This window comes from Microcoleus sp. PH2017_08_TRC_O_A, assembly GCF_020738665.1.
Classification (GTDB): Bacteria; Cyanobacteriota; Cyanobacteriia; order Cyanobacteriales; family Microcoleaceae; genus Microcoleus.
In genome coordinates this window covers 1-1,118 of record NZ_JAEQCE010000214.1, presented here as the reverse complement: position 1 = coordinate 1,118, position 1,118 = coordinate 1, and the positions used below count along the sequence as shown (strand labels likewise).

Genomic DNA, 1,118 nt, shown 5'->3' with positions numbered 1-1,118 from the left:
ACCATTGCCATTATCATACCAAGGTTTAGCTGCCGGGAAATTCGGATCGAACAATTCGGGTAAACCCATTTTACCCAACATATCGTTAACTGCTTGAGGATTCTCAGAGGCCTCCACATGAGGATACTGAAGTAAAACTTCCTCCAAATCTAAATCAACCGTCCCCGCATACCATCCAAATGCTCGCTTGTGCGTCCCTCCAATACTATCATCCTTAGTAAACCCAATCCGACTATTTATCCGACCTGGTTCCCCATCACGAGTACCGAGTAAAATCTCTCGGTCTGCCTTCCCTAAAGTATCGCCCGACGCTTTAGGAAAATTCAGTCCAGCAGGTTTGGGATTCTTATCCAACTCCTCTTGTGGAAGTAGACTCAAAGAACGACCGTTGGGAGTAGCAGTACCACCATTCGGGTCAGCCACAGTCTGATAATAGTTATCAGCAAACGTAACATTATTCCAAACCTGAATTTTGGGTTCGTAGAAATCGCTGAAATTTGTGCTGATAAAGCCCGGTAATTGTAAATTCAAACTAGGTTGGTAGAAATCGTGCGGGTCAATTGTTGTCATTTGGAGGTCTCGGTCAGCCATAGATTTGCCGCCCGCTTGGGGGAAGAAAGTCCCTAAACGCTGTACGATTTCGCTATTGACAACAGTACCCCGACTGAAACCCATGAAGTGCATGGGCGAATTGAACAAATCCCCCTGCTGGCGAATCAGCTTCCCTTGGCTATCGTACAACCGCTTTAATTGATTGCCTTCATACTCTCCAACGCCACCCCCTAATGCCAGATCCAACTGCACCATAGAAGCAAACAAAGCATCAGCCGCGCCCTCAGAAAAGCCAACGTCAGGAATGACTGATTCTCTGTCCAAAGACCATTCTGTCAGCAACACTAACGGTTTGTTATTGTTGAGGTATTTAATCTCCTTTCCATCTATAACTACCCCGGCTTTTAAGTTATTTGCCAAAGTAGAGAGATAATTAGGTTCGCTGGTGTTAAGCCCCCCCGTCAAAGTAGTTATCTCCCGTCCCTGTAAATCTATAGGAATCCAGTTACCTGTAGGCTTGTCGTAGCGCATAATTAACCCGCTGTTTTCCGGTGTATTGCCGCTAA

The 1,118-nt window shown here is 45.9% G+C and carries 1 pseudogene; it reads right to left on the bottom strand.

Features of this window, described 5'->3' with window-relative positions:
* Nucleotides 1-1,118, bottom strand: a pseudogene (locus JGK22_RS33120) (DNA/RNA non-specific endonuclease); the annotation flags it as partial.